At 53.7% G+C, this 6,192-nt stretch carries 5 protein-coding genes and 1 pseudogene; 1 reads left to right on the plus strand and 5 read right to left on the minus strand.

The genetic code is table 11. The features are described from left to right. Nucleotides 1–213: hypothetical protein (locus QNK41_RS13380; RefSeq protein WP_319257735.1), on the plus strand; the 213-nt coding region annotated here is incomplete at its 5' end. On the opposite strand, the gene QNK41_RS13385 is transcribed toward QNK41_RS13380, so the two are convergent. From QNK41_RS13385 to argC, 5 genes and pseudogenes are all read right to left on the minus strand, one after another. Beyond that, nucleotides 210–722 (minus strand): metallophosphoesterase family protein, encoded by a 513-nt coding sequence (locus QNK41_RS13385; RefSeq protein WP_319257737.1) that lies wholly within the window; start codon nucleotides 720–722, stop codon nucleotides 210–212. The genes QNK41_RS13380 and QNK41_RS13385 overlap by 4 nt on opposite strands. Nucleotides 723–1,080: 358 nt before the next feature. Further along, entirely contained in the window at nucleotides 1,081–3,612 is a 2,532-nt protein-coding gene (gene secA / locus QNK41_RS13390) for a preprotein translocase subunit SecA (protein ID WP_319257739.1), read from the minus strand. 241 nt (nucleotides 3,613–3,853) lie between these two features. After that, nucleotides 3,854–4,780, minus strand: a complete 927-nt coding sequence (locus QNK41_RS13395; protein WP_319257742.1) for a M23 family metallopeptidase — start codon at nucleotides 4,778–4,780, stop codon at nucleotides 3,854–3,856. 199 nt (nucleotides 4,781–4,979) lie between these two features. Next, nucleotides 4,980–5,888 carry a bifunctional methylenetetrahydrofolate dehydrogenase/methenyltetrahydrofolate cyclohydrolase FolD gene (gene folD / locus QNK41_RS13400; RefSeq protein ID WP_319257744.1) on the minus strand — a complete coding sequence of 303 codons (909 nt, stop codon included), beginning with the start codon at nucleotides 5,886–5,888 and terminating at the stop codon, nucleotides 4,980–4,982. Nucleotides 5,889–6,083: 195 nt separating this feature from the next. Then, nucleotides 6,084–6,192 (minus strand): annotated as a pseudogene (gene argC, locus QNK41_RS13405) (N-acetyl-gamma-glutamyl-phosphate reductase); the annotation flags it as partial.

Raw genomic sequence — 6,192 nt, forward strand, 5'->3', positions numbered from 1 at the left:
ATGATTATAATCATCGCCGATATGGATTGTAAAGTGCATTTCTTGGCTGCGGAAGGGTTGGAAGAGGCAGGGTTTCAGGTAATTTGGTTTTCAATCGGTCCATCGCGGAGCGGTTGGATCGGATTGAACCCTCCCCGCGGCCCCGATGAACGGGATCTCCGCGTTGCTCCGACAAGCGGCGGGGAATGCGCTCGCTATCGCGGTTCAGATTAAAGGTCGATTTCAATGATACGGGGAATCACGGCACCGTTTTCAATAAGAACCGTGGCGATGGATACCGGATAATTGAACCGCCGGTGACCGGCACTTCCCGGATTGAGGTAGGTGACGCCATTTTCTTGAAAAATTTTGGGTTGGTGGGTGTGTCCACTGACAACCACATGGATTCCGGCGGCAGACGGGTCCAGGTCAAGCTGGTACAGGTCATGCAGAATGTAAAAAAATATTTCTTCAATCTCCACCATCTCCTTGGTCGGCAATGAATTGGACCATGCACCGTGGTCCATGTTTCCACACACAGCCATTACCGGAGCGATTCGTCCCAGCCGAGTCAACACCTGTCCATCTCCCACGTCACCGGCGTGCAGAATGTGTTGGCAGCCCGACAGTGCCTTTTCAACCTCTGGGCGGAGAAGGCCGTGGGTGTCGGAGAGAATGCCGATGGTTGTCGCGTTCGTTGGGTTTATTGGGTTTATTGGGTTTATTGGGTTTATTGGGTTCATTGGGTTTGTTGGGTTTGTTGAGTTCCGGGTTCTGTGTTCTGGGTTCGCCTTTGAGCTTTGAGCTGATCAGCTCACCAGATTATTAGCTTATCAGCTACTACGTTCTGGGTTCGGATCGTAGAAGGGAATCCTAAAAAATATTTGGCCGGCAGCGTGGAAACTTAGCTTTTTGATTTTTTTAAGTCATCGATATTTTATTATTTTAATTTTTAATCAGCGTGCGTTCAGAAGTGGTAGATTGCGGTTCAGATCAAGGCCGCAGCGTTTTTGAAACCGGAGGCGTAGCAGCGCTACGTCGAGGATATCAAAAAGGCGAGAACACCGATCTGGGCCGCAAGATGCCGTTTCTGAATGGACGCTATCTTCCGCAGCACTTCTTATACTTCTTCCCGCTTCCGCAGGGACAGGGGTCGTTGCGGCCGATTTTTTCGGATTCTCTTTTGACCGGTTTTTTGGTTGCCGGGGCATCGCCGCCGCCGGAAAAGGTCAGGTTTTGCTCTTTGGGCTTTTGCAGGGCATCGATGTGGTCCGGCTGGGCCAGTTGTATCCGGAAAAGAATGCCCAGGGTTTCCGCCTTGATGCGGTCGATGGTTTCCTGGAACATCTCGAAGCCTTCTTTTTTGTATACCAGTAGCGGGTTCTGCTGGGCGTACCCGCGCAGCCCGATGCCTTCCTTGAGGTGATCCATGGAGAGTAGATGATCCTTCCATAGATTATCCACGGTCTGCAGCATCACCATCCGCTCCAGTTGACGAAAATCATCCTCACTGCCGAGCATGGCGGCTTTTTTTTCATAGACGGTAGTGGCCTGTTCGTAAATGACCTGGACCAGGCCTTCGTCATTGAGGCCGTCCATGGTGCTTTCATCCAGTTTTGCCAGCCTGAAGTTGAACTGCTGGAATACGGCGTCCGAAACGGCCTCCCACTGCCAATCCTCAGGCAGCGCTCGCTCATCGGCAAATTTTCCGGCAATCGTTTCGGCGCTTTCCATCATGATATCGTCGATGGTGGACTTCAGGTCAACGCCGGTCAGCAGGTCGCGGCGCTGCTTGTAGATCACCTCGCGCTGCTGGTTCATGACGTCGTCGTACTCAATCAGGTGCTTGCGGATGTCAAAGTTGTGCGCCTCCACCTTGGATTGGGCATTCTCGATGGCACGACTGATCAGGTTGTGCTCAATGGGCTCGCCCTCTTCCATACCCAGACGCTCCATAATGCCGGTAATGCGCTCGCCGCCGAAAATACGCAGCAGGTCATCCTCCAGCGCCAGATAGAAACGGGAAGAACCCGGGTCCCCCTGGCGTCCGGAGCGGCCGCGCAGCTGGTTGTCGATGCGCCGGCTCTCGTGGCGTTCGGTGCCCAGGATATGAAGGCCGCCCAGTTCGGTCACGCCTTCACCCAGAACGATGTCGGTACCGCGTCCGGCCATGTTGGTGGAAATCGTCACCGCCCCTTTCTGGCCGGCCATGGAGATGATCTCCGCCTCCTTTTCGTGATTCTTGGCGTTGAGTACCTCGTGGGGAATGCCCTGCTTTCTCAGTTTGTTGGCCAGCTGTTCGGAAATATCAATGGAAACCGTACCCACCAGCACCGGCTGGCCTTTCTGGTTGAGGGCTTTGATCTCCTCGATAGCGGCATTGAACTTTTCTCTGCGGGTCTTGTAGATCACATCGGGAAAGTCAATTCGGACCATGGGCATGTTGGTGGGGATAACCGAGACCTCTAAATTGTAAATCTTCTTGAATTCCGCCGACTCGGTGTCGGCCGTACCGGTCATGCCCGACAATTTGTCGGACATGCGGAAATAATTCTGAAAGGTGATGGTGGCCAGGGTCTGGTTCTCGTTTTCTATCTTGACGTTCTCCTTGGCTTCCAACGCCTGGTGCAGCCCTTCGCTGTATCGGCGGCCGGGCATCAGCCGCCCGGTGAATTCGTCAACGATGATTACCTCGCCCTCTTTGACTATATAGTCCACATCGCGCTTGAACAGGGTGTGGGCTTTGAGGGCCTGGTTAGTGTGGTGAAGCAGCTCGATATTGCCTGGGTCGTAAAGGTTTTCAACGTCCAGCAATTGCTCGGCGCGGGCCACCCCCTCCTCGGTCAGCGCTGCGCTTCGCGCCTTCTCGTCGATCTTGAAATCCACGTCCACCTTGAATTTGTGGATGATCCCATTGACCTGGTGGTAAAGCTGGGTCGATTTCTCGGCAGGACCGGAGATAATCAGTGGCGTCCGGGCTTCATCGACAAGGATACTGTCCACTTCGTCCACGATGGCAAAATGAAGAGCTCGCTGGACCAGTGACTGTCCATCGAATTTCATGTTGTCACGAAGATAATCGAAACCGAACTCATTGTTGGTCCCGTAGGTGATGTCCGAACCGTAGGATTCCTTGCGCTGCCGGTCGTCGAGCCCGTGCTGGACCGTTCCCACCGACATTCCCAGGTAGGTGTAGATCTGTCCCATCCACTCCGTATCACGCCGTGCCAAGTAATCGTTGACCGTAATCACATGCACCCCGCGCCCGGTGAGTGCATTGAGGTAGGCGGGCAGCGTAGCCACCAGGGTTTTACCTTCACCGGTTTTCATCTCGGCAATCTTTCCGCCATGAAGCACCATGCCGCCGACTAGCTGAACGTCGTAGGGGCGCATTCCCAGGGCGCGCATGGATGCTTCCCTGACGGTGGCAAAGGCTTCCGGCAGCAGGTCATCCAACGGTTCCCCATTGTCAAGGCGAGTCTTGAGCCGCGGCGTCTGGTCTTTGAGTTGTGCCTCGCTCATGGCCTTCATGTCAGGCTCGAGGGCATTGATGGCTTCCACGAAGGGTTGAAGTTTTTTCAGTTCGCGTTCATTTTTGCTGCCGAACATCTGGGTTAAAAATTTACCAATCATCTATTCAATCTCCAATTTCGTCGACTGGATCGTGTCTCGGGGAATGGATTTCACGGCGACAGGTTTCCCTCATTCTTCCCGTTTTCGACGCGGCGGCATTCTAAACCATTTTAACGGGCCACTCAAGCGCAAAGGGGCAACCCTCTCTTTCAAGGCCTCTTGTCAGGTCGCTGAAGGCGGAAGCCAACCGAATGACCGTCGGATAGACCGCTGTGGAAGGTCGATGTAACACCTGTTGTTGTCAATTCAAGATATACGTGACGGGATTGACGGGAACACCGTTGAGGTGAACTTCATAATGCAGATGGGGGCCGGTGCTGCGGCCACTGTTGCCCATCTGGGCAATGATGTCACCGCGTTTGACCGTATCCCCCTGTTTCTTCAGGGCTTCGCTGAGATGGGCGTACCGGGTGATCATGCCATGGCCATGATCAATGACAACCACATTCCCCATCGGCCCTTTTTTACCCGCAAAGGAAACGATACCGTTTGCCGTAGCCAGGATGGCGGTGCCCTTTCGGTTGGCGATATCCACCCCTTTATGTAATTCTTTTCTACCGGTAAACGGAGAAACCCGGTGGCCGAAACGGGAGGTCATCCAACCGCCGGTGGGTCGAATGGCCGGTGTTGAAGCCAGCAGGTTGCGCTGGCCTTCCAGCTTGTCCAGCAGGTTACCGAAGCTGTTCTCCTGTCGTTGGGATGCCGACGCCAGTTCATCCACCTGCTGGTGCATTTCACGCATCAGCCCCTCGTGCCGCTGGGTCAATTCCAGTTGGGGCTCCAGATCTTCGGGAGCGGCCCCCCCCACACCGAACAGGTTGCCATCGGTTTGGCCGGGCGCCAGATTGGCAATCACACGAATCTTTTCCTCAAACTGGTCCAACTCGACCAGCTTTTCTTTGAGTGCATTGATTTCATGGGCGAACGCTTGGATCTGCAACCGCTGTTGCCCGATCTCTTCCCGCTGCTCCTCGATGGTTTGGGCAATATGGTTGCTGGTGCCAAGGGAATTTCGAAGGCTCTGGTAGTCGTGGAAGGCAATACCGACCAACGCGACACCCAAAGCGGTGACCAGTGCCAGCGCCGTCAGCAGGACGACGGGGATGGCAAGTTGTTTGACCGTCGTTCCCGAGTTACTCAGAATGATAAGCGATATTTTTTTAGCCATTACCCTTCGACAATAGAAGCGAATTTAGTTTTTAACTATAAATATCAATTGGTTATAGTCATAATCGCTGCAAACGAAAAAAGGCTACCATGATAAAGACCTCATGTCAATACCACGGTAGCCGTTGCTTCCTTTTAACCCCCCATTTTAATTGACAAATAAATCGAGTCCAATCAGAGGGAAGTGCTTCTTTAGCCGATCAGGCAATGCCCAGTTTAAACTTCAGAGCCTTCAGGGTGTTGAGCATGAGCATGGTAATCGTCATGGGGCCCACGCCGCCGGGAACCGGAGTGATGGAGCCGGCAATCTCTTTTGCGGCATCGAAGTCCACGTCACCCTTGAGGATCGCTATCTTCTTGCCGGTCTTTTCGCTGATTTTCTCACCCACACGGTTGACACCGACATCGATGACACAGGCGCCGGGTTTGATCCATTCCGGCTTTACCAAGTCCGGTACGCCGGCGGCAACGATCAGAATGTCGGCTCGCTTGCAGTGGCCGGCCAGGTCTTTGGTCCGGGTGTGGACGATGGTGACGGTGGCGTTGGCACCGGGGCCTTTTTGGACCATCATGTTGGCAATCGGTTTGCCCACGATGTTGGAACGGCCGACCACGACGACCTCCGCACCGCTCGTCTCGACGCCGGCACGCACGATCATCTCCTGGATCCCTGCAGGGGTGCACGGAGGAAACTTGACTTCAGCGCCACCGATCATCAGCCGGCCTACATTGACCGGATGAAAGCCATCGACATCCTTGTCCGGATCGATCGCATTGAGAACCTTTTTCTCATCAATGTGTTTGGGCAGAGGAAGCTGGACCAGGATGCCGTTGATGCTTTCATCCTTGTTGTACTTGTCGATCAGCGCCAACAGCGCCGCTTCTGAGATGTCCACCGACTGGTTGTCCTGAATTTCCTTGAATCCGACGCGGTGAGCGGTTTTGATTTTCAGGGTCACGTAAGAAATGGATGCCGGGCTCTGACCCACGAGGATGGTGACCAGACCGGGAACCACACCGTGTTTTTCCTTGATCTGTTTTACCTCGGCAGTAATTTCTTCAAGGATCTGCTCCCGGATCTCGGTCCCCTTAATAAGCGTTGCTGTCATCTCCAGTCTCCTTTCACATTGATGGTTTCGGTGCGAAATAGCGCTAATGAAACGCCGTCGGCGTTTTCAAAAAAATTGTAGGTAATTAGCAAAATGGTAAGAATGCGAGCGTTTCCCATGATAAAAACGCCCCTTGTTTAGTACAAAACGGCGTGTATGTCAACAAAGCGATCTTGTTGGAAATGTCCGCTGAAGCTACAGCGGAAAGGGGACACCATACAGGCCGGCGGTTTCATCGAGACCGAACATCAAATTCATGTTCTGAACGGCCTGCCCGGCGGCCCCCTTGACCAGGTTGTCGATG

It is taken from the genome of Desulfosarcina sp., assembly GCF_033791525.1.
In the GTDB taxonomy this organism is placed as follows: Bacteria; Desulfobacterota; Desulfobacteria; order Desulfobacterales; family Desulfosarcinaceae; genus Desulfosarcina.